The sequence below is a fragment of the Planctomycetota bacterium genome, assembly GCA_021414025.1.
Classification (GTDB): Bacteria; Planctomycetota; Phycisphaerae; order Phycisphaerales; family SM1A02; genus SYAC01.
The window spans coordinates 377,531-401,337 of record JAIOPG010000007.1 but is presented as its reverse complement, the minus strand read 5'-3'; the positions used below and the strand labels follow the sequence as shown (position 1 = coordinate 401,337).

20 protein-coding genes and 1 tRNA gene are annotated in these 23,807 nt (G+C 66.9%); 16 read left to right on the top strand and 5 right to left on the bottom strand.

The features are described from left to right. Positions 1 to 33 precede the first annotated feature (33 nt). The 7 genes from K8R92_10850 to K8R92_10820 all read left to right on the top strand — a co-directional run bounded on the left by K8R92_10850 (position 34) and on the right by K8R92_10820 (position 6,502). Entirely contained in the window at positions 34 to 822 is a 789-nt protein-coding gene (locus tag K8R92_10850; protein MCE9620385.1) for a sugar phosphate isomerase/epimerase, read from the top strand. Continuing rightward, a complete protein-coding gene (cmk, locus tag K8R92_10845) occupies positions 819 to 1,544 on the top strand; it encodes a (d)CMP kinase (GenBank protein MCE9620384.1) in 726 nt (241 codons plus the stop codon). Before K8R92_10850 ends, cmk begins: the two co-directional genes overlap by 4 nt. Next, complete coding sequence (locus K8R92_10840; GenBank protein ID MCE9620383.1) at positions 1,544 to 2,278, top strand: 1-acyl-sn-glycerol-3-phosphate acyltransferase; 735 nt, start codon at positions 1,544 to 1,546, stop codon at positions 2,276 to 2,278. The genes cmk and K8R92_10840 overlap by 1 nt, the downstream gene beginning before the upstream one ends. After that, positions 2,271 to 3,497, top strand: a complete 1,227-nt coding sequence (locus tag K8R92_10835) for a CCA tRNA nucleotidyltransferase (GenBank protein ID MCE9620382.1) — start codon at positions 2,271 to 2,273, stop codon at positions 3,495 to 3,497. The genes K8R92_10840 and K8R92_10835 overlap by 8 nt, the downstream gene beginning before the upstream one ends. An 18-nt stretch (positions 3,498 to 3,515) precedes the next feature. Further along, positions 3,516 to 4,631 carry a hypothetical protein gene (locus tag K8R92_10830; protein ID MCE9620381.1) on the top strand — a complete coding sequence of 372 codons (1,116 nt, stop codon included), beginning with the start codon at positions 3,516 to 3,518 and terminating at the stop codon, positions 4,629 to 4,631. Positions 4,632 to 4,663: 32 nt separating this feature from the next. Next, positions 4,664 to 5,860 carry a hypothetical protein gene (locus tag K8R92_10825; GenBank protein MCE9620380.1) on the top strand — a complete coding sequence of 399 codons (1,197 nt, stop codon included), beginning with the start codon at positions 4,664 to 4,666 and terminating at the stop codon, positions 5,858 to 5,860. Between the two features lie 72 nt (positions 5,861 to 5,932). Continuing rightward, complete coding sequence (locus K8R92_10820) at positions 5,933 to 6,502, top strand: hypothetical protein (GenBank protein ID MCE9620379.1); 570 nt, start codon at positions 5,933 to 5,935, stop codon at positions 6,500 to 6,502. Between the two features lie 21 nt (positions 6,503 to 6,523). On the opposite strand, the gene K8R92_10815 is transcribed toward K8R92_10820, so the two are convergent. Then, complete coding sequence (locus tag K8R92_10815; protein ID MCE9620378.1) at positions 6,524 to 7,561, bottom strand: ABC transporter permease; 1,038 nt, start codon at positions 7,559 to 7,561, stop codon at positions 6,524 to 6,526. Positions 7,562 to 7,698: 137 nt separating this feature from the next. On the opposite strand from K8R92_10815, the gene K8R92_10810 reads away from it, so the two are divergent. Genes K8R92_10810 through yidD form a run of 8 tightly spaced genes read left to right on the top strand, consistent with a single transcriptional unit; the run spans position 7,699 to position 18,506 of the window. After that, positions 7,699 to 9,861, top strand: coding sequence for a hypothetical protein (locus K8R92_10810; protein MCE9620377.1), 2,163 nt, complete (start codon positions 7,699 to 7,701; stop codon positions 9,859 to 9,861). 15 nt (positions 9,862 to 9,876) lie between these two features. After that, positions 9,877 to 10,824 (top strand): hypothetical protein, encoded by a 948-nt coding sequence (locus K8R92_10805; protein MCE9620376.1) that lies wholly within the window; start codon positions 9,877 to 9,879, stop codon positions 10,822 to 10,824. Continuing rightward, the gene (locus tag K8R92_10800; GenBank protein ID MCE9620375.1) at positions 10,825 to 12,258 is read left to right on the top strand and encodes a hypothetical protein; all 1,434 of its coding nucleotides are present in this window, start codon (positions 10,825 to 10,827) and stop codon (positions 12,256 to 12,258) included. After that, entirely contained in the window at positions 12,258 to 13,451 is a 1,194-nt protein-coding gene (locus K8R92_10795) for an ATP-binding cassette domain-containing protein (protein ID MCE9620374.1), read from the top strand. Before K8R92_10800 ends, K8R92_10795 begins: the two co-directional genes overlap by 1 nt. After that, a complete protein-coding gene (locus tag K8R92_10790; protein ID MCE9620373.1) occupies positions 13,448 to 15,487 on the top strand; it encodes a hypothetical protein in 2,040 nt (679 codons plus the stop codon). Before K8R92_10795 ends, K8R92_10790 begins: the two co-directional genes overlap by 4 nt. Positions 15,488 to 15,490: 3 nt before the next feature. Continuing rightward, entirely contained in the window at positions 15,491 to 17,446 is a 1,956-nt protein-coding gene (locus K8R92_10785) for a hypothetical protein (GenBank protein ID MCE9620372.1), read from the top strand. Beyond that, the gene (locus tag K8R92_10780) at positions 17,443 to 18,111 is read left to right on the top strand and encodes a fumarylacetoacetate hydrolase family protein (GenBank protein MCE9620371.1); all 669 of its coding nucleotides are present in this window, start codon (positions 17,443 to 17,445) and stop codon (positions 18,109 to 18,111) included. Before K8R92_10785 ends, K8R92_10780 begins: the two co-directional genes overlap by 4 nt. Positions 18,112 to 18,152: 41 nt before the next feature. Beyond that, the gene (yidD, locus tag K8R92_10775) at positions 18,153 to 18,506 is read left to right on the top strand and encodes a membrane protein insertion efficiency factor YidD (protein ID MCE9620370.1); all 354 of its coding nucleotides are present in this window, start codon (positions 18,153 to 18,155) and stop codon (positions 18,504 to 18,506) included. 195 nt (positions 18,507 to 18,701) lie between these two features. Here yidD and K8R92_10770 read toward each other — a convergent pair whose 3' ends face one another. Next, a complete protein-coding gene (locus tag K8R92_10770) occupies positions 18,702 to 20,522 on the bottom strand; it encodes a chloride channel protein (protein ID MCE9620369.1) in 1,821 nt (606 codons plus the stop codon). Between the two features lie 165 nt (positions 20,523 to 20,687). Here K8R92_10770 and K8R92_10765 point away from each other — a divergent pair, with 165 nt between their 5' ends. Continuing rightward, the gene (locus K8R92_10765) at positions 20,688 to 20,921 is read left to right on the top strand and encodes a DNA-directed RNA polymerase subunit omega (protein MCE9620368.1); all 234 of its coding nucleotides are present in this window, start codon (positions 20,688 to 20,690) and stop codon (positions 20,919 to 20,921) included. Positions 20,922 to 20,977: 56 nt separating this feature from the next. Here K8R92_10765 and K8R92_10760 read toward each other — a convergent pair. The 3 genes from K8R92_10760 to K8R92_10750 all read right to left on the bottom strand — a co-directional run bounded on the left by K8R92_10760 (position 20,978) and on the right by K8R92_10750 (position 23,799). Next, positions 20,978 to 21,064: transfer RNA gene (locus K8R92_10760), tRNA-Ser, on the bottom strand. 99 nt (positions 21,065 to 21,163) lie between these two features. Further along, on the bottom strand, positions 21,164 to 21,997 hold the full coding sequence (locus K8R92_10755; protein ID MCE9620367.1) for an SH3 domain-containing protein: 834 nt from the start codon (positions 21,995 to 21,997) through the stop codon (positions 21,164 to 21,166). Next, a complete protein-coding gene (locus tag K8R92_10750; GenBank protein ID MCE9620366.1) occupies positions 21,994 to 23,799 on the bottom strand; it encodes a BatD family protein in 1,806 nt (601 codons plus the stop codon). Before K8R92_10750 ends, K8R92_10755 begins: the two co-directional genes overlap by 4 nt. Between the last annotated feature and the right edge of the window lie 8 nt (positions 23,800 to 23,807).

Genomic DNA, 23,807 nt, shown 5'->3' with positions numbered 1-23,807 from the left:
CATCGAAAGAGAGACCCGCGGATGACAGCCCAAATGGTTTTGACGCTTTCGGTCGGCTCGCTCCGACCGCTGATGAAGCGGGCGAAAAAGCCACTTGACCTCTTTGAACTTCCAACATTCGTCAGCGAGGAAATGGGACTGCGCGGTCTCAACATCCCGTCGGACCTGCTCGCGGGCCGCACGCCCAGCGACATCGCCCGGCTCTGCGATCTCTCCGACAAGGCGCACTGCCCATTCCTGGTGCTGATCGAGTCGCCGCCGCTGGATCTGTGGAGCCCGGAGAACCAGGCCGTCGTGCTCGAGCGATTGCGCCGATTGGCCGCCGCCGCCACGCGGCTGGGCTGCTCGAGTCTGGCCGTCACTCCCCTGGAGGTCACGACTCCGGAGCGCGTGCAGGCGGTGGCCCGCACGCTCAAGCTGGCGATGGTCGAGATGGACCGCTTCGAGATCAACCTGCTGCTGCAGAGCGCGCCGGGGCTCTTGAGCGAGGGGAAGGCCTTGATCGACCTGGTGAAGAAGGTGGGAAGTTTCCGCATCGGCAGCATGCCCTCCTTCCAGCACGCCGCGGCCCACGGGGGCGTCAGCCAGGAACTGCGCAAGCTGGCGCCCTATGCCCAGTCGATCACCGCAAGCGTGAAGGGCTTCTCCGCCACGGGCGAGCACGCCGACTGGAGCCTGGACGAGTGCGTGGAGATTCTCCGCGCGGTCGGCTATGTCAATTCGCTTTCGCTGGAGTACATGGGCAAGGGGGATCCGATCAAGCCCCTGGGGATGGCCCGCGACATGCTCTCCGCGGCGATCGAGGCGGCGGAGCCCGCATGAGTTCCCCGGCGCAGCCCCTGATCATCACCATCGACGGCCCCGCGGGCACGGGGAAAAGTTCCGTCGCCCATCTGCTGGCGCTGCGCCTGGGCCTGGAGTTCCTGGACACCGGCGCCATGTACCGCGCCGCGGCGCTTCTGGCGATCGAGGAGTCGATCCCGATCGACGAAGGCGAGTCGATCGCCGCCGCGCTGGCGTCGACGACGCTGGCCTTCGACTGGAAGTCGAGCCCGCCGCGGCTGCTGCTGGGGCGGCGCGACGTCAGCGCCCTGATCCGCTCCTCCGAGGTCACCGAGGCGGTCTCGCCGGTCTCCGCCTGCGCCGAGGTGCGCCGCGAGATGGTGCGGCGCCAGCGCGAGATCGCCGCCGCCCACCCGCGGCTGGTCACCGAGGGGCGCGACCAGGGCTCGGAAGTTTTCCCCGACGCGCCGCTGCACATTTATCTGGAGGCCGACGCCCGCGTGCGGGCGCAGCGGCGGGCCGCGCAACTGAAGTCCTCGGGCCAGGCCGCCGACGAGGCGGGCATCCTTCGCGCGATCCAGCACCGCGACCACGTGGACTCGACCCGCGCGGTGGGGCCGCTGCGGATTCCAACCGGCGCCGTCCGCGTGGACACCAGCCATCTCGACCTGGAGGCGGTCGTGTCCAAGCTCGAGCAACTGGCGCGGGAGCGGCTCGGATCGCGCCTCGCCGCCGCGGCCTCCGCCCCGGCGCACCATTGATGTTCCACGACTTCGCACGCCGCGTTCCCGGTCGCTCGCTCCTGCAGGGGATCTGGTGGGATTTCATCGCCCTCTTCTGCGGAACGATCGCGCGGATTTTCTGGCGCATGAAGGTGGTGAACGCGCACCACATTCCGCGCCGGGGGGGCGTGCTGCTGGTGGGAAACCATCAGTCCTATCTGGATCCGGTGCCGCACGCCGCGATCGCCTTCGACCGGCAGACCGCCTACATCGCGCGCAGCGATCTCTTCAACAACCGCTTGTTCGGCGCCCTGATCCGCTCCTTCAATGCGATTCCGCTGAAGGAGCGCTCCGACTCCGCCGCGATCAAGGCGGCGCTGAAGGAGCTCGCCGCGGGGCGCTGCCTGCTGATCTATCCCGAGGGGGGCCGCTGCGACGATGGCGCGATCGCGCCTTTCCAGCGCGGCGTGGCGCTGCTCATCCGCAGGGCCAAGGTGCCGGTGGTGCCGGTCGGGGTCGAGGGCTGCTTCGATGTCTGGCCCAAGACGCGCAAGCTGCCGAGATGCTTCGGGCGCCTCGAAGTGGAGGCGGGGGAGGCCATCGATCCCGAGGAGCTGAGCCGCGAGCCCGACGGCGGCATCGAACGGTTGCGCCGCGAAGTGGACCGCCTGCGCCTGAACCGGCGCGAGTCGATCCGCCGCGCCACGGGCGGGCGCTTTCCCGCCCCGGGACCCGGCGACCGGCCGGTCTCTACGATGGACGCGCATGGCTGACGCGTCACACCGATCCGAATCCAGCGTCGGCGCCCGCCAGGCGGCCCAGGAGATCGCCAAAAAATTCCTGGACGCCGGACACATCGCCTACTTCGCGGGCGGCTGCGTTCGCGACGAGCTGCTGAAGCTCTCGCCCGCCGACTACGACATCGCCACAAGCGCCACCACCGAGGACATCCAGCGGATCTTCCCCAAGGCGCGAGGCGTGGGGGAGAGTTTCGGCGTGATCCTGGTCCACCACAAGGGCCGCGTCATCGAGGTCGCCAGCTTCCGCAGCGACGGCCGCTACCTCGACGGGCGCCGGCCCGAGGCGGTCGCCCTCGGCGACGAGCGCTCCGACGCGATGCGCCGCGACTTCACCATCAACGGGCTCTTCATGCATCCGCTGAGCGGCGAGGTGGTCGACCATGTGAAGGGCCGCGCCGACATCGACTCCCGGACCCTGCGGGCCATCAACGATCCGGACGCGCGACTCTCCGAGGACCGTCTCCGGCTGCTTCGCGCGGCGCGCTTCGCGGCTCGCTACCAGCTGACCATCGAGCCGGAGACCGAGGCCGCGATCCGGGCCCACGCCCGCGAGTTGCGCGGTGTGAGCCGCGAGCGCGTCGGCCAGGAACTGCGCCGCATGCTTTCGCATCCCAGCCGTGTGGCGGCGGTCGAACTGATCGAGTCGCTCGGGCTCGCTCCCTCGACGCTTCTGGAGGCGGCGCCGCAATCGCCGCTGCGGCGGGTCAGGGCGCTTTCCGCGGACGCAGGGCAGGCCGCGGTCCTGGCGGCATGGCTTCTGGACCGGGAGTCGGCGCTGCCCTGGCAGGAGCGCGTCGAGCAATGGACCAAGGCCCTGGTGCTCTCCAACAAGGAGCGCGACGCCCTGGCCGGCGCCCTCTCCATCCGCTCGTCCCTTTCCGGCTGGCCCGGGTTGACCAAGGCCCTGCAAAAAAGAACCGCCGCCAATCCCGCCTTTCCGGACGCGCTTGAGGTCTACGCCACCGAAGCCGCCGGGCCCGCCGCGGCAATTCGCCGCGACTTCCAAATGCTTGAAAAGGAAGGGATTTCGCCCATTCCACTGCTTTCCGGGGATGACCTGATCAAACTGGGGCTGCGCGCGGGTCCGGAATTCCGCCGCATCCTGGACGCGGTTTACGACGAGCAACTCGAGGGAAGGATCGATTCCGCCAGGGCCGCGATCGATCTGGCCAGGCAACTTTCCCGCCCTTGATCCGTATACTCGGGGATCATGAAGCACCAAGCGATTCTCATCGGAATGATTCTGGCGGCGGTCAGCGCCTTCGCGGCGGACGCCCCGTCCCCCCTCCAGATCAACCAGAAGGATCCCTCCAAGGCGCCGAAAATTTACGTGATCCCCATGGGCCTCAACGGCAATGGGCAGATCGGCACCGACATCCGCCTGAGCATCTATGAGAAGGTCGCCAAGGACGTGAAGGAGAAGAAGCCGGACCTGATCATCTTTCAACTGGAAAGCGCCGACGTCAACCGTCGCGACTACCTGCAGGATGACGACCGCGCCGAGCGCGGCCGCATGGATTTCGAAGACGCCCGCAAGATGGTCAGCCTGCTCAAGGACGACCTGGGCGGCATTCCGCAGGTGATGTGGGTGAAGGACTCCGTGGGCTTCAGCACGGCGCTGGCCCTGGCCTGGCCCGACCTCTATATGTCCAGCAACGCGCGGTTGTGGGGGATGGCCCGCGTGATGGAGTTCGTGCGGCATCCCGACCACGAGGTGGTGCGCAAGTTCCTGGCGGCCTGGACCGGCATCGCCAACGGATTCCTGCGCCGTGGCGGCTATCCCCCCGAACTCGGCCTGGCCATGATGCGCCCCGAGAAGACGCTAAGCGTCTCGTGGGACGGACGCAACCTTATCTGGCGCGACGACACCAAAGGCACCTTCTTGGTCGACGGCGACGAGAAGGCCGTTGCCAACTTCGATGCCAAAACCGCCGAAGACCTGGGGCTCTGCGACGGCATCGCCGACAGCGTTGAAGACCTCATGTTCCTGCTGGGCTACCGCGAATGGGATGATTCCCTTGGCAAGAGCAACCAGGACGGCGTGAAGATCGTCAGCGACTACATTGCCGAGTGGCGCAAGGCCTACACCAAATCCATCGAGTCCTTCGGCGAGTATGAAAAGAACCAGCAGGACCCCAAGAAGATCAACTCCGCGCGGCAGTCGCTGGAGAAGGTCCGCGACACGATGAAGAAGTATCCCGCGGTTGAGTTCCGCTGGAAGTTGGAGCGCGGTGTGGACATGAACAAGGTGGACACCTTGATCCTCGAGTTGAAGGAAAAGGGCAAGTCCAACACCAGCGGCGGCAGCGGCGGCCTGCGGCGATGACCCGAATGTTTCTTGAACAAGGAATTCGACCCATGAAATCGTTCTTCTCCCTCGTGGTGGCCTTCGCCGCACTCTCGACCTCCGCGGTCGCGCAGACCAAGCCCGCGGCCCCCGCGACTCCGGCCGGCGTCCAGCCCGGCAAGACTCCGGCGCCTCCCGCGCAGAAATCCTCGGACACGGCCGCGAAGAGCGCCAAGAACGACCCGGCCAAGCCCGGCGTCGGCGAGACCGACACGCGGCGCCAGGTCTTCATCCTTCCGCTGGGCGGCATGGTGGGCGTGGGCCTGCGCCACAATGAGATGGAGAAGATCGAGAAGGAGGCCGACAAGTACGGCCCCGGTCAGATCATCATCATCCGGATCAACTCCGGCGGCGGCCTGGTGACCGAGGGCGACGAGATCGCCGAGACACTGACCCGCATGCGCGACAAGCACCGCGTGGTGGCCTGGATCGAGGAAGCCATCTCCGGCGCGGCCTACACCGCGATGCACTGCCGCGAAATCTATTTCATGAAGACCGGATCGCTGGGATCGATCACCATGTTCTCCGGCGACAAGAGCGCCCAGGGCAAGGAGCTGGAGGCGTGGATCGAGCGCGTCGGCGAGGTTTCCGAGGGCGCGGGTCGCAACCGGCAGGTGGGACGCTGCATGGTCTATTCACCGCTGGTCGTGAGCTACACCAAGGATCCCAAGACCGGCAAGGTCACCTTCTTCGACAACGCCAGCGGTGAAGTCATGCTCAGCGATGACAAGGACAACCTCACCTTCACCGAGGACGTGGCCCTGGACTGCGGATTCTCGCAGGGCACCGCCGACACCGAGGAGGAGCTCTTCAAGATCATGCAGCTCAAGCCGAACTCCTACGTGATCAACACCGAGGGCAAGAAAGTCGGGGACTCGTGGGCGAAGACTGTGACCGACTCCAAGAAGGCCGCGTCCAAATTGCTGACCGAGTGGCAGATCAAGGGCGCCAGCCAGGGCGAGTCGGTGCAGATTGCCAACCGGATCAAGCTGCTCGACGAGATGCAGCGGATCTGGGAGAAGTGCGAGCCCGTGGCCATGGGCTACGAGGGCGGCGGCCCGCTGATTCCGGAAGAGGCCCAGAAATACGAGGATCTCTTCGCCGGCTTCCAGAAGGCCAAGGTCAAGGCGCCGATTGTGAAGGAGGCGTTCCAGCGCCTGAAGAAGGACTATCAGCAGAAGCTGACCGAGATGCGCAAAAAAAACTGAGACCCCTTCGGGCCTCAGCACTTTCCGCAGTTGTCGCCGTGGACGCGGATCCGAATTGATATGATCCCGCGCATGACGCAAAACTTCTCCGAAGTCGACGATCCCTATCTTCCTCCCGCCGCCTCCAAGTGGCCGGCCGTGATCGGCTGGATCCTTCTGGCCTGGTGCGGCCTGGGCGTGTGTTTCGAGATTTATGGTTTCACCGCCGGCAAGTCGCTCTCCACCGAAACGTACCTCGGTCTGCCCGACTGGATGATCGCGGCGATCCGGATGCTCACCATTCTGGGCGCCGTGGGAACGGCCCTGGGCCTGGCTGCCGGCTGGCTGCTCCGCAAGCGTCAGCGCCGCGGATTCATGCTGACCAAGCTCTGGGTGCTTTTCTCCCTGGTCCTGGGAGTGGCGTGGATGGCGGTTGAAATCGGCGGGCGCGAGGAGATGACGGAGTTGATCAAGCGGAACTACATGAAGGAAATGGAGAAGAGCCCCCAGCCCGCCCCGCAGATGACGCCCGAAATGTTCAAGGGGATCTTCATCGCCCAGCTCGGCTGCATCGGAATCTTTGCGTTCGTGCCGCCCATCGTCATCGGCGCCCTGTTGCTCTCCAAGCGCCGGCGCGAGGAAACTGCGACCTGGCCAGCCTGAATTCCGCAGATTGCAATTGACTCAGCCGACTTCGCGGCGTTGGAAGAGGAAGGTTCCCATGGCCAGCGCCATCGCGATCAGGATCACGCCGTAGGGCACGGCCGTCGCGATGTACTCCAGGCCGATCGGCTTCTTTTGAGTCAGCGCGTCGGTGAGCCAGAAGATCTGAAAATTCGGGATCACCGACTGCAGCGCCTTGTAGAGACCCCACTCCAGGTGCACCGCGTCATGCCAGGACTGGTCCGCCGGCGGCAGCTTCGACATCAGGTCGGAGAGCTGCTGCAGTTTGCGCGCGAAGAGCCAGTCGCTCAGGAGCCCGGTCAGGAAGGTCGCCAGCACCGTCGCGAGGGTCAGCACCTGCCCCAGCCGCGTGCTCACGGCGACGGCGACCGCGCCCAGCACCAGCTCCGCCATCATCAGCATGCCGATCGCCTTCCACAGGTTCGGCTTGAACGTGGCGGCGATGTCCGCGGTGGCCCAATTCGGCTTGAAGATCAGGCTGACCCCGTAGGCCAGCAGCAGCAGCGGCAGGCCCAGGGCGATGATCGTCGATCCAAAGTTCCAGTCGTAAAGGAAATTGCACCAGATTCCCGCGGCGAACATCAGCAGGACCGCGGCCACGCCGAAGGTGAGCACCGGCTGGTGGTAGGGGGTGGCGACCGTGGGCATGGTGCCGTGCAGTTCGGTCAGCATGAAGATCAGCCCCAGCCAGAGCGTGACCAGCATCAGGACCGCGGCCACGCCCAGGTATTTGCCGAGCACGAAAATGGGCCGCGGCACCGGCTTGCTCACCACCGTCAGCACCGTCTTGTTCTCGATCTCCCGGCTCACCACCCCGGTGGCCAGGAACGCGGAGAGCACGACGCCGCAGATGAAGATGGTGGAGAGGCCGATGTCGATGAACATCCGCTGGTCGTCCTCCATGGTGAAGGCGCTGAAGGGGATGGAGAGCAGGATCAGCAGAAACCCGATGATCGAGGCGACCAGCGTGACCGGCTGGCGGATGCATTCCAGCAGCGTGTTCCGGGCGAGCGCGAGGAGTTTCTCAATCCATGCCATGCGGGTTCCTTCGGGGGGGAGGGAAAATGGTTCGCCAAGAGTAACGCGGGCGAGAACCCGGATCACCTCGGTTCGTAACGCCGATTCGCCCGCTCCGCGTCCGTCTGCGATACTATTTGCAAACCCAAGTTGGCACCATGAGAATCGATCACTTTTCCTACCAGCAAGCCTGCCGCGTCTCGATCCTCGGGTTCGCGCTCCAGTTCGCGACCGGTGTTGCGCTGCTGATTTTCGGGCGTCTGGCCGGCGACACCACGCTGGTCGTCGCCTCGTCCATGGTGCTGTGCGGCCTGCCCGTCTGGGCGGCCCTGGCCGTCGTCTTCCACCAGCACAACCTGGAGCGCCTGGAGTCGCTGGAGCGCGAGGAACTGGCCCATTCGCGCGGCGAGACCATCTTCGAGCGCTCGGCACTCGACCAGGAGGCCGCGGCTCGGCGGCTCGGCCAGATGCACCGATGGCTGATGCCGATCGTGAGCCTGGCGGTCGCGCTGCTCCTGCTGGGGCTGGGCATGTGGAACTGGACCCGCCTGCGCGAGATGCAGGATCCGGGACCCGACGGCATCGCTTTCGCGGTCGGCGGCTCACTGGGCTGGCAACTGGCAGTCTGCATCGGATTGGCCCTGGTGGCCTTCATCTTCGCGCGCTTCGTGGCGGGCATGTCCAAGCAGCCCGCCTGGCAGAACCTGCGCGGCGGAGCCGGCTTCATGGTCAGCAGCGCGCTGGTCACGCTGGCCATCGCGGTTGGAATCGTCTTCCACGTCTTCCAGCGCCCCGCGGTCATCGAGTGGATGGCGCTGGGCATCGCGGGCTTCCAGGTGGCGCTGGCGGTCGAGATCTTCCTGAACTGGACGCTCAACCTCTACCGGCCGCGCCGCGCCAACGAGGTGCCGCGCCCCGCCTTCGACAGCCGCGTGCTCGGGCTGCTGGCGGCGCCGGACAATCTGGTCCGCGGCATCAACGAAGCGGTCAACTACCAGTTCGGCTTCGACATCACCTCGAGCTGGGGCTACAAGCTGCTGCTGCGCAGCAGCGGCGCGCTGGCGGCCATCGGGCTCGTGGCGCTCTTCGCCCTGAGCTGCATCGTGGTGGTGGGTCCGGGCGAGCAGGCGGTGCGGCTGCGCGGCGGATCGATCGCCGGACGGGTCCACCAGGGCGAGCTGATGTGGAAACTGCCCTGGCCCTTCGAGACCGCCGAGGTCGTCGACATCGCCCAGGTGCACGCGCTCCCGCTGCAGACCAGCAACATGAAGGTGGGCAAGGTGAATCTCTGGGGAGCCACCACCGAGGCCGATGCCGAGACGCACCGCGACGCCTACCTGGTCGCGGCACCGAAGCTGGCCGTCGAGGTGCAGCGCGATCTGGGCGCGGGCAGCGAGGCGGCGACGGTTTTGGAGCCGCTTCCCGCCGCGAACCCTGCCGAGCCCGGCGACTCCGCCACCCGCGGCATCAGCGACCGCTTCGCCCTGGTGGACGCGGACCTGGTCCTGATCTGGCGGATCAAGCCGGACGGTCTGCTGGCCTGGCTCAACTTCGCCAGCGACACCAAGGTGCGCCGCGCCGGCTTCGAGATGCGCGAGGTCATCCTGCGAGAGATGTCCCGCCGCGACGTCTGCCAATATCTTTCCACGCGCCCCTTGGACGAGGTGCTCAGCCCCAGCGGGGCGGCCCTGGCCACGGCGCTGCGCGAGCGCATCCAGCAGACCTTTGACCGCGAGGGCACCGGCGTCGAGGTCGTGAGCGTGCAGATCCCGGCCCTGCGCCCGCCGGGGGAGTCCGCCGCGATGTACGAGGAGCTCTCGATGGACACGCAGAACGCGCGCAAGGTGAAGGAGGAGGCGCAGCGCATCGTGAACACCACCATGGCCACGCTGCTGGGCGACGCGCGGCTGGCGTCGCAGGCGGTGGAGGCGATCGAGGCGTGGCGCGCGGTGCTGCGCGAGAAGGGGGAGGGCGCCGAGGAGACCAAGGCGGCTCGCCTGGTGGTGGAGAACATTCTGGTCTCGACGCGCGGGCAGATCGCCACCCAGATCAAGCGCTCGCGGGCGCGGCGCTGGGAGCTGCATCTGGACGCTCGCAAGACCGCGAGCCAGGTCCTGGGCCAGGCCGGCGCCTACCACATGGCCCCCGAGCTTTTCATGCAGCGCAAGCTGATGGAGACGCTCTCGCAGAGCCTCTCCAACGTCCGTCAGAAATACGTCCTGGGCATCGACCCCAACCGCATCCGCGTGGACATCCAGATGCAGCAGCCCGAAGTCGGGTTCAACCTGGCCGACTACGTCGAGAAGAAATCGGACAAGTAAGCAGGAACGATCATCATGTCAAAGACCCTCCCCATCGCCGCCGGCGCCTTCATCCTTCTGGTCCTGACCCTCTTCAACACCACCTACACGGTGAACTACCACGAGGTCGCGGTGGCGACGCGCTTCGGCAAGCCCGCAGGCATCGTGCGCGAGGCGGGGCTCCACTTCAAGGCGCCCTTCTTCATCGACCAGGTCGCCAAGCTGGACACGCGGCTGCAGCTTTCCGAAAGCAACATGGAGACGGTGCTGACCAAGGATGGGCAGCAGGTGGTGGTGAAGGCCTTCCTGCTCTGGCGCGTCGATCCCAAGGGGGAGGCGCCGCTGGCCTTCTACTCCGGCTACGGCAACCTGGACGCGGCGAGCAAGGAGCTGGAGACCCGGCTCAACGCCAGCATCCGCGGCTCGGTCGGCCAGTTCTCCTTCGCCGATCTGATCGGCTCCAACAGCCGGCTGCCGGACGCGGAGACTTCGCTGCTGGCGGACATCAAGCGCAATCCGATGGTCGGCGTCGAGCCGGTCACCGTGGGTCTGAGCCAGGTCGTGCTGCCGCCCAAGACCACCATCGCGGTGGTGAAGCGCATGAGCGCGGTGCAGGAAACGCTGGCAAATCTCGAGGAGAGCCGCGGGCAGGCCGAGGCCGACGCCATCAAGAGCATGGCCGCGAGCCAGGCCGACACCATTCGCAACTTCGCCGAGCAGTGGGCCGCCGAGATCGAGGCGGTCGGCAACACCGAGGCGACGCGCTACTACGAGCAGATGAAGAAGGAGGCGGACCTGGCCATCTTCCTCGCCTGGCTCGACACGCTTCGCGCCAGCCTCTCGGGCAGCACCACCTTCGTCACCGACATGAACAAGGCGCCCTTCCACATGATGGACCTCGACTCGCCCGTCGACGCCAAGGGCATTCCGCAACCCGCGCAGAAGTCCTCGTGGGGTCAGTCGAACCCGGCGGGAAACAAGTAAATGGCCGGACCCGACGACCAGCTTCCGCAGGATGGATCGGACGACGCCGAGGCGCCGCGCCGCGGCGCCAGCGCCAAGTTCGAGGTCGCGGCGCCGGTCGCCGCCGAAGTCGCCATGCGCCAGGCGATGGATCCGGCGAACCAGAGCCTTGGCGAGGCGCTGCGGCTCTCCTACCGGTTGCTGCAGGTGGCCATCGTCGGATTGATCATCACCTTCCTCTTCAGCGGATTCCAGACCGTGCAGGAGGGCATGAGCGGCGTGCGCACCATCTTCGGGCGCATCTCCGGCGAGCCCGGGCAGGAGGCCCTGAACCCGGGGCTGAATCCCTTCTGGCCCTATCCGGTCGGTGACATCACCGTCTTCGAGACCAAGCGCGTGGTGGAGCTCCGCAATGAGTTCTGGCCGCGCATGTCGGCGAAGAACCCCACCACTGAGCAGATGATCGACGGCGCCGATCCCAACGCGCCGCTGAAGCCGGGCTTTGACGGCACGGTGATCACCGGCGACGGCGACCTGGCCCACGTCCAGGTGGTTGCGGAATACGTCGTCGAGGATCCCGTCCGCTTCCTGCAGGCGGTCGACCTGGAGAAGGGCGACGCCATCGTCCGCGTGGCGCTCTCCTGCGGCGTGACCACCGCGATCGCGCGCATGCCGCTGAGCGAGCTGGTGGATCAGCGCGAGCAGCCCGCCGCGTTGGTGCAGGCCGAGGCGCAGCGCGTCCTCGACGGCATGTCCAGCGGCATCCGGCTGCAGAAGGTGACCCTGCCGGAGCGCAGCGCCCCGTTCGTGGTGCGCGGCGTGCTGCGCCGCGTGCAGACCGGCAAGGAGGACGCCAAGACCGTCGTCGACCGCGCCCGCCAGGACGCCACCGCCAGCCTGCTCTCGGCGGCGGGCCCCAACTATGAGCAGATCCTTGGTTTGATCGACGGCTACGAGGCGATGCTCTCCTCGGGCGAGCTGGCCAAGGCCGACCAGCTGCTGCGCGAGATCGGCGAGCGCCTGGAGAAGAAGGACATCGGCGGCGCCGCGAGCTCGATCGTGAACCGCGCCAAGAGCTACCAGAGCGCGATCACCTCCAGCTTGGGCAAGGAGGTTCGCCGCATCGAGGGCCTGCGCGACACGTGGGAGCAGAATCCGCGCCAACTCGCGCGGCAGCTCTGGCTCGACGGCCTGCGCAGCGTGCTGACCCAGAGCGAGGTCGAGGTCTTCTCCATGCCGCCGGGTGTGGGGCAGAGCCAGATCAGCATCGCCTCGAGCCCGGAGGTCATGCAGGTGCGGCGCAACGCCGACATGGCCCGGCGCAAGAGGGCCGCACAGGCGCTGGAAGCGCTGCGCCCAAGCTGGGAGCTGGGCGTCAAGCAGACCGTGCTCGACGCGGCGGGGCGGCGGCTCAACGACAAGGGCACGCAGGGATTCGGCCGGGAGAACAAGTGATGGCGCGCTCCTCGCAGTCGAGCCCGGATCTGGCTGTGCAGGCGGTGGGCCTGACCAAGGTCTTCTCCGACTTCTGGATGCGAGCCAAGGCCGTCGCGGTGGACGGCATCGACTTCGACATCCGCCAGCACGAGATCTTTGGATTGCTGGGCCCCAACGGCAGTGGCAAGAGCACCACCATCAAGATGATTCTGGGCCTGCTGCGCCCGACCCACGGCCGTCTCACCGTGCTCGGCCACGCCCCGGACGACGTCAAGGTGAAGTCGCGCATCGGCTACCTGCCCGAGGAGAGCTACCTCTACCGCTTCCTCAATCCGATGGAGACGCTGGACTACTACGGAAAATTGTTCGGCCTGGAGCGGCGGACGCGGCGGCGGCGCTGCGAGGAACTGCTGGAGATGGTCGGCCTGAACCAGGTGGGCCGGCGGCGGGTCGGCGAATTCTCCAAAGGCATGGCGCGGCGTCTGGGACTGGCGCAGGCCCTGGTGAACGATCCGGATTTCCTGATTCTGGACGAGCCCACCAGCGGCCTCGACCCGATCGGCACGCGGCAGGTGAAGGATCTGCTGCTTGAGCTGGGCCGGCGCGGCAAGACCATTCTGCTCTCCAGCCATCTGCTGGCGGATGTTGAGGATGTCTGCGATCGCATGGCCGTGCTCTACGGTGGAAAGATCCGCGCCAGCGGCAGCGGCGACGAGCTGCTGGAGGACACCGATCACACCGTCATTCAGACGCAGCGGCTCCGGCCGGAGACGCTCTCGAAGATCGAGCGGCTGCTGCAGGACGCCGAGGGGGCCGGCATCGAGAACACCCACGCTCCGCGGCAGAAGCTTGAGGACCTCTTCATGAAAATCGTGGCCCAGGCCAAGGCCGAGCAGGTCTCCAACAGCGGCGCCCTGCACGGCGGCAAGACCGCGGCATTCCTCTCCGCCGACGCGAGCGAGGGTGGCGAGCTGGTCGAGCAGCTGGCCAGCGAGCCGGCGCCCGCGCCCGCCCGCGTGGTGCCCGCGGCGAAGCCCAGGGAAACGGCGCCGGCATCGGAGCTGCTGGCGGAGCTCGCCAAGGAAGGCAGTGCGCCGGCGGACAAGCCGCGGATGCCGCCGCCGGCCAAGCCCGCCAAGGATGTTGATCGAAGCATGCTCGAAGGCCTCCTGGGCGACGATCCGAAGTCCGGCGGGAGCCCATCCCCTTGACGCAGCCCTTTCGGGAGCGATGGTGGCGATGGAACCACCGCTTCGAGAGCACGCGCGTCAAGGCCGTCGCCTCGGCGCTCGCGTTCCTCGCGGTGCTGGCGCTCATGTCGCCCTTCTTCGCGGCCAGCTTCCGATTGCAAACCCAGCGCGACGCCATCGAGTCGGTCGTGCGCGGCGCCAACCTGGCGGAGCGCGATCCCGTCAGCGTCGCCCTGGTCGAGCGCGGCGAAGTGGAGACCACCCAGGGCAAGTTCGAAAGCAGCCGCCTGCGCTCGATGGGCGGGGAATTGTTCGACCGGCAGGGGAAGATCCTTGATCCTTCACTGGTCTCGGACGTGCTGCTCGCCCCGCAGTTTCCCACCTGGTCGCCGGTCTTCCTGGTCGAGCGGCCGACCTCGCCGCTGGTGGTCGCCGGCCTGCTGCTGATCTCGGCGCTGCTGGCGCTCTGGCTGGAGCTCTTCCTTCCCTATCTCTGCGTCATGGGCCTGGCCGCCGCGATCGTGGTGCCGGCGGTCTCGCGCGGCGCCTTCGCGCTGGCCTTCGTTGCCGCGGGCATCGCCGCGCTGCTGCTCTCCTTCGCGCTGCTGACCCGCCTGCTCATCGCGCTGCTGGGGGGACGGACGGGCTGGTGCGCCGTGGCCCAGACCCTGGTCCGCGAGTCGATCCGCCTGCGCATCAGCGTCGCCTTCATCGCCATCGTGCTGGTGGCGCTGCCGCTGCTGCCGCTCTTCATCGATGGCACGAGCCCGCTGCGCTACCAGATCCAGACCTTCATGTCGCGGGCCCTGGACATCGCCTACGTCTGTGCGGCCTGCATGACGCTGACCCTTGGCTGCGCCACCGTCGCCTTCGAGATTCGCGACCGCCAGATCTGGCAGCTCATGACCAAGCCGCTGGACCGCTTCCAATACCTGGTCGGCAAGTGGGCGGGGCTGGTGGGACTCAACGCGGTGCTCTTCCTGGTCTGCGGCGTTGGCATTCTCATCTTCGTGCAGTGGATGCGGACGCGCCCCGCCATGGACGAGTACGACCGCGTCGCAGTGCGCGACGAGGTCCTGGTGGCCCGCGACACGGCCCGTCCGTTCTACGCACGGCTCGACCGCGAGAAGCTGGAGGCGGTGGTCAACTCGATGATCGACTCCGACCCCATCCTCAAGGCCGACCTGGACAGCGGCCGGCGCCGCATCGAGGATGTGCGCCGCGAGATCGCCACGCAGCGGCAGGCGGAGTTCCAGTCGGCGCAGCGCCGGGTCGATCCCGGCGAGAGCAAGACTTTCGTCTTCGAGGGGCTGGGGCCCGCCAAGAAACTCGGCGGCACGATCTCGCTGCGCTACTTCATGCACGCGGGCAGCAGCGATTCGCACTCCTCCTACCCGATTATTTTCGAGTTCGCCGACGGCTCCTGGGTCGACCGCATGTTCGTGCCGGCCCAGGGACACATCCTCTCGGTGCCCTCCAGCGTGATCGACGACGACGGCAACCTGAAGGTGCAGATCCGCAACCTGAAGTTCGACGCCAAGAACAACCGCTTCCTGCCCGGCGAGTACACCTTCAACTGGGACGAGGACAGCCTGGAGGCGCTCTACCGCGTGGGCGGCTTCGAGGCGAACTACCTGCGCGGCATGGTCGTGAACCTGGTGAAGCTCTCCTTCCTGGCCATGCTTGCGGTCTGCTCCGCGACCACGCTCAGCTTCTCGGTGGCGTGCCTGCTGTCCTTCTCGATTTTTCTGGGCGGCAGCCTGGCGCCCTTCCTGGCCCAGAGCCTAATGTTCTGGACTTCCGCTGCCGACCCGGGCTCGATCGAGAGCGGCGTGCAGTTGGTGGTGCGGGCCATCGCCGCGGTGGTGGAGTTTGTGCTGCGCCCCTTCGGGCAGACCAGCGCCAACGATCTGCTGGTGAAGGGGCGCAACGTCAGCCTGGAGCGGATGACCCAGGCGGTTGCCGTCGTCGGCCTGCTCTGGACGGGCGGCACGCTCGCCGTCGGTTGGCTGGCGTTCCGGCGGAAAGAACTGGCCATCTACAGCGGGCAGGGTTGATCCATGCGCGACCGACTCATCCAATGCATCTGCCTGTTGATCTTCGCCGCGGGGGCGGTGGTGAGCGGCAACGCCGTTCCGAGCCTGCTCGAGCAGGCCAACAAGGCGGGGCTGCGCTACACCGCCGATCCGGTGGAGGGGGCTCCGCCGATCATCGCCATCGGCACCGCCATCGGAGCGCTGCGCGGCGTGCTCGCCGACTATCTCTGGATCAAGCTGCAGGCGCAGAAGGAGCAGGGGCTCTTCTACGAGGCGATGGCGGACGCGGACCTGATCACCAAGCTGCAGCCGCGCTTCGCCGAGGTCTGGGGTTTCCACGGCCATAACATGGCCTACAACATCTCGGTCCTGACCAACACGCCCGAGGAGCGCTGGTCCTGGGTGAACGCCGGCATCGACCTGGTGCGCAACAAGGGGCTGCGCTACAACCCCAACGACCTCGGCCTGAACAAGGAGCTTTCCTTCTGGTTCGCCCACAAGATCGACGGCGTCTCCGATGACGCGCACCTCTACTACAAGCGCGAGTTCGCCAAGGAGTGGCAATATCTCCTGGGCGTGCCGCCCTATGCCCAGGAGGACCGCGAGAAGTGGATGCGCGCGGTCGCCACCGCGCCGGACACGGTCGAGGAGCTGGTGCAGAAGAATCCCGAGGTCGGCGCCCTCGTCGACCAGTTGACCGCGGAGTTCACCCCCTTCGACAAGCAATTCCGTTTCAAGCTGGACAAGGAGTTCCTGCTCAACCTGGGCAAGTGGATGGCGGTCAAGTCCTCGCCCTACGCCAAGATCCTGGGCCTGGAGAAGAAATTCAAGGCCAACGATCCCATCTTCGTCGCCTTCGACCGCGTGCTCTCCAAGCCCAACCAGCAGGCGGCGCTCAATGCGCTGCTGCTTTTTCTGCGCAAGCGCGTGCTGCTGGACGACTACAACATGGATCCCGCCAAGATGGCGGACTACACCCGCGACTTCGGCCCGCTGGACTGGCGGCACCCGCAGGCCCACGCCTTCTACTGGAGCCGCATCGGCGCCGAGCAGGGGGAGCTGCGCTACGGCGCGCCGGACGACGCCTACAAGGTCATGAACAACGACCGCATGACGATCCAGGCGATGCAGGCGATGAACCACTCCGGCCTGATGGCCATCGATCCCTTTTCCAACGACAATCCCACGCGGCTGCAGGACAACCGCTGGATCAAATCGATCGAGAAGTATTTTCTGGCGCTGTACGAGAAGCACTACAAGACCCGCGGCGCCGGCAGCGACACTTTCTGCGACTTCCACGAAAACTTCATGTCCCAGGCGATCCGCCAGCTCTTCCGCGTGGGCGACTACGCGGGGGCCCAGGAGATCCTCGACCACCTGGACAAGCTCTACGGGCGCGGCGGCCTGATTCCCAGCAACAAATATGAGAAGTCGCTGGAGGATTTTGTCCGCGACGCCACCTACGGGGAGTACGAAATGGTTCCCGACGTCGCCCGCACCGACGTCTACGCGGTGCTGCAGCGCGGCTTCCGCGAGGGGCTGCTGCTGGGGCGCAGGAAGGTTCTCGACGAAAGCCTGAAATTCGCCAAGGACCTGACCGATTATTTCCAGGGCAACCGCTACACCGACTTCGTCAACAAATTCGGCGAAAAGCGCATGGCGGATCTCGTCAGCGACATCCAGCGCAGCGTCGAGGACGTGTTGATCGCGCTGGTCCGCGACAACAACCAGCCGCTGCTGGATCGATTGACCATCTACAACAAGGCCAGCGAGGAGCAGCGGCGGATGATGTACGACGCGGTGAAGGACCAGATTGCCATGGAACTGAAGGAGAACCCGCTGAGCGAGGCGATGACGCTGGCCACGGCGCTGCCGGAGCCGCCGGAGATGGAGTCCTACCGCGCCCTCCAGGCGGAGGCCGCCCGCGTGCGCCAGGAAAGCATGGATCGGCAAAATCGATCGGAGAACGAGCGCAAATGACCGCACGAACCCTGCCCCCGGCGATCTTCGCCATCGGACGCAACTATGCCGAGCACGCCCAGGAGATGGGCGGCGCCGTGGATCCGAATCCGATCGTCTTCATGAAAAATCCCGCCTGCGTGATCGGCGACGGACAGGCGATCGTCATCCCCGCCATCTGCGAAAAGCCCGGACCCCAGGTCGACTGGGAGGGGGAGCTGGCGATCGAGATCGGCACCACCTGCCGCAACGTGAAGGAAGGCGACGCCCTGAGCATGGTCCGCGCCTACCGGGCGGCCAACGACGTCAGCGCCCGGTGGTGGCAGAAGCAGGGCTCGGGCGGCCAGTTTTGCCGGGGAAAAAGCTTCGACACCTTCTGCCCGCTCTCGGAGCCGACGCGGGCCGAGCGGATCGCCGATCCTCAGCAGCTGCGCATCATCACCCGGGTGAACGGCGAAGTGATGCAGGATGCCTCGACCGCGGGCATGTTCCACTCGGTCGCCCGGATCATCGCCACGCTCAGCGACGGCACGACCCTGCTCGCCGGCACCCTGATCCTCACGGGATCGCCCTCCGGCGTCGGCGCCGCGCGGAAGCCGCCCATCTTTCTGAAGGATGGCGACGTCGTCGAGGTCGAGATTCCCGGCGTGGGGCGCATCCGCAACCCGGTGCAGCGCGAGACATGAACGAACCGACGCCGCGACCTTCCTTCGCCGCGCGGTGCGGCATGGGCCTGGTCCGCGGATATCAAGTCGCCCTGTCGCCATGGCTGGGCGGCCGGTGCCGCTTTGAGCCCACCTGCTCGCACTATGCGATGGAGGCATTTCGAATCCACGGGGCGCGGCGCGGCTCCTGGCTGGCGCTGCGGCGGCTCGCCCGCTGCCATCCCTGGGGAGGTGCCGGGCCCGATCCCGTTCCGTCTACTCGCCGCGTTTGTCCAGCGTGTGCAAAGCCGAATGCAGGGCGTCCTTGTATTCCTTCAGCGTCTTCGGCTCGTGGGGACGGACCACGATCACCGCGTCGAGATGCTTCGGCAGGTCTGCCTGGGTCAGGCGGAACGCCTCGCGCAACAGGCGCTTGATGCGGTTGCGGCGCACCGCGGTGCCCACCTTGCGCGGCAGGCTTACGCCGATGCGCGCATGGGCGAGCTCGTTGCCCAGCGCGTAGATGCAGAGGAACCCCAGTTCGATCCGCTGCCGCGCCGCGTAGACGCGCCGGAAGTCCCGGTCAAGGCGCAGCCGCATGCGCGAGGGAAACCGCAGGGATCCCTCCGCCATCAGGAGGCCTCCAATTCGCGCTGGTAGCGGCTCATCAGCGAGGCGCGGGAGATCAGCCCGCGCACACGCTGCGGCTCGGCGCGGGAGAGCACGGCCAGCCGCTCCACGTCGTGGCGGCTGAAGCGGTCCAGCGCGACGTCCAGGGTGTCGTCCTCGTAGACCACCGGCAGGTCGTCGCGGGTGACTTCGTCCACGCTGAGCAGGGGGATCACCTGGCGGTTGACCAGCGCCTGGCGCAGGTCAATCGAGGTCACCATACCGCGGTAGGTTCCATCCTCGTGCAGGACCACGAAGTCGTCGACGCCCTGCTCGGCGCTGATCGCGAGCACCTTGGAGAGCATGTCCTGCGCGGCGACGGGCACCGCGGTGTCGTAGGGAAGATTGGAGACGTGCAGCCGGCGCAGCACGGTGAGGTCGCTCATGCTGCCCAGCCGGATGCCCAGCGCGGAAAGCTCGGCGGTGTAGATGCTGTCCGGAAAAAGCGCGCGGCTGGCCAGCGAGGCGATGACCGCGGTGAGCATCAGGGGCAGCATGATGCTGTAGCTGCGGGTGAGTTCGTAGACCAGCAGGACGCCGGTGAGCGGGGCGTGCGTGGTCGAGGCCAGCATCGCCGCCATGCCGACCAGGGCCAGGTGCGTCGGCGGAGGGGCGCTGGTGAAACCCGCCGCGTGCAGGAGCATGCCGGCGGCCCCGCCGGTCATCGCGCCCAGCAGCAGGCTCGGGGCAAAGAGGCCGCCGGCGCCGCCGGATCCGAGCGTCAGGCAGGTGGCGATCATCTTCAGGATCAGCGAGGCGGCGATGGCTCCGGCGATCAGCAGCATCTCGGCGCTGGTGGAGGCGAGCGCGCTTTCGTAGAAGGAGCGATCGAGCAGTTGCCGGGTGGGCGCGTACCCGGCCCCGAAAAAGGGCGGGTAGCCGGCCTCGCCCTTGAAGAGGCCGACCCAGGCGAAACCCAGCAGGCCCAGCAGCATCGCGCCGAGCAGCGGGCGCAGCGGCTGCGGCATGGGGATCCGCGAGAAAATTTTCTCGCTCATGGGAAAGAGCCGCACGAATCCCACGGCGATGAGCGCGGTCGCCAGTCCCAGCGCGACATAGAAGGGCGTCTGCCCGATGACGAATCCCTCCGCCTTCGACGCGAAGAAGTCAATGCCGACGCCGAAGAGCGGCTCCGAGCTGCCCAGCCACATCTGCGCGGTAGCGGCGCTGACCACGCTGGCGATCACGATCGGCGTGAAGGTGCGCAGCGAGAAGTCGCGCAGGATCACCTCCATGGTGAAGAAGATCGCCGCCAGCGGCGCGTTGAAGACGGCGGCGAGTCCCGCTGCCGAACCGCATCCCAGCAGTGTGGCGGCGTTGGCGCCGTCGCCGCGCAGCCAGCGCGAGATATTGCTGCCGACGGTGGCGCCGATGGTGACGATGGGGCCCTCGGGCCCGGCGCTGCCGCCGGAGCCGATGGTGCAGGTGCTCGCCAGCCAGTGTCGGATGCCCAGCCGCATGGGCAGGTTGGATTGCTCGCGATTCACCGCGAACATCACGCGGGTCACGCCGTGCCCGCGGAAATTGGTGGGAAAGAGCCAGAACACCAGCCCGGTCAGAAGGGCGCCGGCGCAGGGGGCGATCAGCAGCAGCGTCTGGCTCATCCCCGCGGATTCCTCCCCCAGATGTTCCGGCAGGCGCTCCAGCCAGCGGATGGGCAGGATGAATCCGATCGCCGCCGTTCCCATGGCCACGCCCAATCCGGCGGCGACCACCACCAGCCACCACTCCCGGTCCAGGCCCAGGCGGATTCGAAGTCGGTTGGCGAGCGAGGGACGCGTCATGAATCCGCGAAGGGTATCCGCGATGAAAGAAGCGGACTCAGCCGGACCCGCCCGCGGCGGACGATGTTCCGAGGACGCGAAGGCGTCGACCCGGAATCGAAACCTTGTTATACTGCCGGGCTCGCCCAAGCGGCGAATTCCGAGACCCATCCTGGAGATCTGAAAATGATTGAAGCCCTTTTGAGCGACGAGATTGTGGAGAAATTCGGCGGCCGCTTCAAGCTGACCGCCCTGATTCAGAAGCGACTCAAGGAGATCATCGAGGGCGCCCGGCCGCTGGTGGACCGCAACGGGCGCAGCGACCTGGAAGTGGTCGTGGCCGAGATCATGGAAGACAAAATCACCATTGACTGGGAATCGAGCAATCTTCCCAAGCCCGCGTCCGCCAAGCGGAAGTAAACCGCGGTCAGCGGCAGGCTCGACCTGCGGCAATCGCGCCCGGCGGCGCGGACAAACGGAGAGGGTGGGATTCGAACCCACGAGTAGGCAAGCCCACTACCCGTTTTCGAGACGGGCCCCTTCAACCGCTCAGGCACCTCTCCAGCATGAATGGGGGGCGTGAGTATGACGCTCGAAACGGATCCGGTCAACGATCAATTCTTTGCTGAAGCCGAGGCCGCGGAAAGGGCCTGGTTCAAGGCTCAGGCTGTCGTGGATTGGGCCGCCGGGATCCAGCCGGTCTTGCCGTCGCCCAGGCGGATCAGCAGCCAGCCCGGCCGCTGCTCGAGCACGCGGAACTCGACCCCTTGCGAGAGGGGCTCGGCGAACTGCGGCTCGAAACCCTCGCCATTTCCCTTGCGGACCATGACCCCGTCGGTGATCGTGACCCCCTGGGGCCAGAGCCTCGCCGCGGCCACGTCCGCCACCACCGTCGCTCCGAGCACGGCGCCGACAATGCCGCAGCTCCAGCAGACGCGCCGCAGGACCGCCCGCGCCGATTCGTGATGAAGTGATGTCGGGCGGAGGAACAGCAGCGCCGCGCCGATCCACGCGCCGGTCCAGAGCAGGCCCGCCAGTGCCAGGCGTCCGTTGAAGGAGAGCAGGTGCCACCAGGCCGAGACATCCTCCATCAGGATGCCGCCGCCCGAGTCGAAGCGATCCTTCACCAGGCTGCGCGCGTGGGCCAGGTTGGATTGCAGCTGCGTGTCGCCGGGCATGATGCGCTGCGCCCGCAGATAGGAACCGATGCCGCGCCCGACCTGCTTCGCCTGCACTTGGGCGTTGCCCAAGTTGTAGAGCAGCGGCCCGTTGGCGATGCCGCTCTGCGCGATCTTTTCGAAGCCGTCCGCGGACTGAAGGAAAAGTTTCTGCGCCGCCTCGGGGTCGCTCTTGGATTTCTCGACGCCCTGGTCGTAGGCGGACTGCGCGGCCAGCAGATCGGCGCTCAGCGGCGCATCAGCGCCACGGGCGGTCGTGGCGAGAAGTGCAAGCGCACACATTGCGGCGAACGGGACCATGCGACGAAGCGGCCTCATAGCGGGATCTCCTCGAGGAAGGAGGCGGTCCGGCGCCGCCAGGAGAGCGCGTCCAGTTCGGCGATGAGCTTGGCAGCCTGCTCGCGCAGGGCCTGCGGGCTTTCGCCGCGATGCGCCGCGAAGGAGGCCCGCTCGCCCAGAGCGAGAATGGATTCCAGCGTCTGCAGGCAGGCTTCGGTGGCGCCGGCTTCACGGGCAAGCGCCTTGGCGTCGCTTCGGGTCACCGTTCCTTCCGGCCGTCCGGTCCGCGCCTCGATGTAGGCCTGGATCGATCGCGCGATGGATGCGGCGTCGCCGGCGGACTCCAGTTGGCGGCGCGCGTTCTTCGCCGCGCCGCGCGAGCGGGCAAGACCTGCGTTGTTCCTCGAAGCATGCATGCGCTTGCGGACCAGCAGCAGGGCGAAGGCCAGGATGGGCGGGGCCGCGAAGATCACTCCAGCGCCCCAGCCGACCTCGAGCCGCTGGTCCATCAGGAGCGCCGCCGTCGGTGCGGCGTTGGCGAAGAGTCCGCCATCCACCTCGGTCAAGCTGCTCTTTGCGGCGTCCCGCTTGGCGGCGCCCACGCCTTCCAGGGCCGCGGCGGAGAGGCGCTCCGAGGGGCTGACCTGGATCGGAATCGGCCGGGTCGAGGCCGTGCGGTACTTCGACGTGGCGGGATCGAAATAGGAAAACTCGATCGCCGGGATTTCCTTGACGTCGGCCGAGAGCGGGCGGAGCGTCTGCGTGAAGATCTTGGTCGATCCGCGGATCGTCCCCGCCAGCGGATCGGTCGGCATACGGAAGCCCTTCGTCAGCGCCGGGCTGTCCAGTGGCGGGGGCTGGAGCGAGCGCAGTTCCTCGCTGTTGTCGGAAAGGCTCTGGATCGAAAGCGTGAGCGTCATGGGATCGCCTACGGCCGCCTTCTCCGGCTTGACCGAGGCCTGCAGGTCGAAGGAGCCAACGGCGCCGCGGAAGGAGGCCGGACGCCCCGCCTCGGGCAGCGCCTTGACGATCACATTCGAGGCGGCGGGGGTTGCCGAGACTTTCCGGATGCCGGTGAGCGACGGCTGCGGGGTTCCGAAGAAGTCGCGGTCGACCGTCATGCCCGTCGGATATTTCCACTCAACGCGCACATCGCCGATGTCGAGCGGTCCGCTTTTCACGGCATTGGTGTTGCTCACGATCTCGTAGATGCACCATTTCGCGCCGTCGCGGATCACCTCGCTCCCGGATGGCCTCTGATTGTTCTGGGCAAGTTCGCGCAACCGCGGCTCGAACACCCCCCACGAGCAATTTTGAATGTCAATCAGCCTCCACATATTGCCCTCACCGAAGACGGTGTCGTACTCACGGTTGGCGTAGGAGCGGACGGCGATCTCCAGGACCAGGTTCGCGGCTTGGCCGACGTAGGGGGACGCCGGATTGCTGCGCACCTTGACGCGGAGCACTTCGTCGCTGTTCGAAGCGGACACGGAGACGCTCTGCGGCGGGCTGAGGTAGGGCCGGCCGCCCGAGACCACCTTGACCTGAGGCAGCGTCAGCACGCCGGCTCGCCTGGGGGTCATCTCCACGCTCCATGTGGTGGAGGTGCGGCGCACCCCGTTGATGCTCTGCCACATCCGCTGCGGAGCCCCGACGACTGCGCTGGTGAAATCCGGGCTCGGGGCGATCTCCGGTGGAGCGGCGTCATCGGCCGCGTTGGCGACCACAACCTGCATGGTGATGGGCGTGTCCACCCAGCGCTCGCCCTGCTGGAGCTGAAACTCAACCGCCTGCGCCAGGGCGTTGGCGCAGAGGAAGATCGCCAGGAGAAGCGCGGGCATGCAATGAC

Excerpts from the sequence above, each read along its gene's own strand:
- K8R92_10850 (MCE9620385.1), top strand. The coding sequence starts at position 34 with ATGGTTTTGACGCTTTCGGTCGGCTCGCTCCGACCGCTGATGAAGCGG.
- cmk (MCE9620384.1), top strand. The coding sequence starts at position 819 with ATGAGTTCCCCGGCGCAGCCCCTGATCATCACCATCGACGGCCCCGCG.
- K8R92_10840 (MCE9620383.1), top strand. The coding sequence starts at position 1,544 with ATGTTCCACGACTTCGCACGCCGCGTTCCCGGTCGCTCGCTCCTGCAG.
- K8R92_10835 (MCE9620382.1), top strand. The coding sequence starts at position 2,271 with ATGGCTGACGCGTCACACCGATCCGAATCCAGCGTCGGCGCCCGCCAG.
- K8R92_10830 (MCE9620381.1), top strand. The coding sequence starts at position 3,516 with ATGAAGCACCAAGCGATTCTCATCGGAATGATTCTGGCGGCGGTCAGC.
- K8R92_10825 (MCE9620380.1), top strand. The coding sequence starts at position 4,664 with ATGAAATCGTTCTTCTCCCTCGTGGTGGCCTTCGCCGCACTCTCGACC.
- K8R92_10820 (MCE9620379.1), top strand. The coding sequence starts at position 5,933 with ATGACGCAAAACTTCTCCGAAGTCGACGATCCCTATCTTCCTCCCGCC.
- K8R92_10815 (MCE9620378.1), bottom strand. The coding sequence starts at position 7,561 with ATGGCATGGATTGAGAAACTCCTCGCGCTCGCCCGGAACACGCTGCTG.
- K8R92_10810 (MCE9620377.1), top strand. The coding sequence starts at position 7,699 with ATGAGAATCGATCACTTTTCCTACCAGCAAGCCTGCCGCGTCTCGATC.
- K8R92_10805 (MCE9620376.1), top strand. The coding sequence starts at position 9,877 with ATGTCAAAGACCCTCCCCATCGCCGCCGGCGCCTTCATCCTTCTGGTC.
- K8R92_10800 (MCE9620375.1), top strand. The coding sequence starts at position 10,825 with ATGGCCGGACCCGACGACCAGCTTCCGCAGGATGGATCGGACGACGCC.
- K8R92_10795 (MCE9620374.1), top strand. The coding sequence starts at position 12,258 with ATGGCGCGCTCCTCGCAGTCGAGCCCGGATCTGGCTGTGCAGGCGGTG.
- K8R92_10785 (MCE9620372.1), top strand. The coding sequence starts at position 15,491 with ATGCGCGACCGACTCATCCAATGCATCTGCCTGTTGATCTTCGCCGCG.
- K8R92_10780 (MCE9620371.1), top strand. The coding sequence starts at position 17,443 with ATGACCGCACGAACCCTGCCCCCGGCGATCTTCGCCATCGGACGCAAC.
- yidD (MCE9620370.1), top strand. The coding sequence starts at position 18,153 with ATGGGCCTGGTCCGCGGATATCAAGTCGCCCTGTCGCCATGGCTGGGC.
- K8R92_10770 (MCE9620369.1), bottom strand. The coding sequence starts at position 20,522 with ATGACGCGTCCCTCGCTCGCCAACCGACTTCGAATCCGCCTGGGCCTG.
- K8R92_10765 (MCE9620368.1), top strand. The coding sequence starts at position 20,688 with ATGATTGAAGCCCTTTTGAGCGACGAGATTGTGGAGAAATTCGGCGGC.
- K8R92_10755 (MCE9620367.1), bottom strand. The coding sequence starts at position 21,997 with ATGAGGCCGCTTCGTCGCATGGTCCCGTTCGCCGCAATGTGTGCGCTT.
- K8R92_10750 (MCE9620366.1), bottom strand. The coding sequence starts at position 23,799 with ATGCCCGCGCTTCTCCTGGCGATCTTCCTCTGCGCCAACGCCCTGGCG.